At 69.8% G+C, this 1,472-nt stretch carries 2 protein-coding genes; both read right to left on the bottom strand.

Annotated features, from left to right (window positions below; translation table 11 throughout):
- The coding region (locus ACFYY7_RS45670; protein ID WP_388672391.1) for an electron transfer flavoprotein subunit alpha/FixB family protein at positions 1 to 736 on the bottom strand (736 nt) is incomplete at its 3' end.
- A 115-nt stretch (positions 737 to 851) separates the two neighbouring features.
- Positions 852 to 1,472 (bottom strand): electron transfer flavoprotein subunit beta/FixA family protein (locus tag ACFYY7_RS45665; protein ID WP_388672388.1); only part of this gene is annotated, 621 nt, incomplete at its 5' end.

The following is a 1,472-nucleotide window of genomic DNA, read 5'->3' as shown; positions in this document are numbered from 1 at the left end:
TGGAATGCGGGTACCAGCCCGCGTCCACCGCCGCACGCGAGGCACCCACGGCCGCACCCAGCGAGTCCGCGAGCGCCTCGATCAGCGCGAAGTTCTCCGCACCGTTGACCCCACGGCCGCCCGAGACCACGATCGCCGCCTCGGTCAGCTCCGGACGGCCCGTCGCCTCACGCGGCGTCCGCGCCGTCACCCGCGTCCCCGTCGCCAGCGCCGAGAACGACACCGCCAGCACCTCCGCCGCACCCGCCGCCGCGACCGCCTCGACCGGAGCCGAGTTCGGCTTCACCGTGATCACCGGCGTGCCCCGCGACACCCGCGACCGCGTCGTGAACGACGCCGCGAACGCCGACTGCGTGGCCACCGGACCCTGCTCACCGGCCTCCAGATCCACCGCATCGGTGATCAGACCCGAACCGATCCGCACCGCCAGACGCGCCGCGATCTCCTTGCCCTCCGCCGACGACGGCACCAGCACCGCCACCGGCGACACCGCCTCGCACGCCGCCTGCAACGCATCCACCTTCGGCACCACGAGATACTCGCCGAACTCGGCATCCTCCGCCGTCAGCACCCGCACCGCACCGTGCTCACCCAGCACCGCCGCCGTACCACCGGCACCCGCACCCACCGCGAGCGCCACCGGCTCACCCAGACGACGCGCCAGCGTCAGCAACTCCAGCGTGGGCTTGCGAACCGCACCGTCCACGTGATCGACAAAAACCAGAACTTCAGCCATGGGACTTCAATCTCCTGCGAGTAACGAAGAAACAGGGGGAGCACAACAGGAACCACAACCCCGACCCGAAACCGAACATGCGCCGGAACCGGGGCCAGGGGCCAGGGGGCCGGGGTCAGATGAACTTCTGGCCCGCCAGGAACTCCGCCAGCAGGCGGCCGCCCTCGCCCTCGTCCTTCACGATCGTGCCCGCCGTCCGCGCCGGACGCTCGTCCGCCGAGTCGACCACGCTCCAGGAACCCTCCAGACCCACCTCACCGGCCTCGATCCCCAGATCCTCCAGATCCCACGACTGGACCGGCTTCTTCTTCGCCGCCATGATCCCCTTGAACGACGGGTAACGCGCCTCGCCCGACTGGTCCGTCACCGACACCACCGCCGGCAGCGACGCCTCCACCTGCTCCGAGGCACTGTCACCGTCACGACGGCCCCGCACCACACCGTCCGCCACCGACACCTCGGACAGCAACGTCACCTGCGGCACACCCAGACGCTCCGCCAGCAACGCCGGGACCACACCCATCGTCCCGTCCGTCGACGCCATCCCCGAGACCACCAGGTCGTACCCGGCCTTCTCCACAGCCTTCGCCAGCACCAGCGACGTACCCATCACATCACTGCCGTGCAGATCGTCGTCCTCGACATGAACCGCCTTGTCCGCACCCATCGACAACGCCTTGCGCAACGCGTCCTTGGCATCCTCCGGACCCACCGTCAACACGGTGACCTCCGCATC

This window comes from Streptomyces sp. NPDC001933 (genome assembly GCF_042890955.1).
Classification (GTDB): domain Bacteria; phylum Actinomycetota; class Actinomycetes; order Streptomycetales; family Streptomycetaceae; genus Streptomyces.
This window is presented reverse-complemented; position numbering and strand designations above follow the sequence as displayed.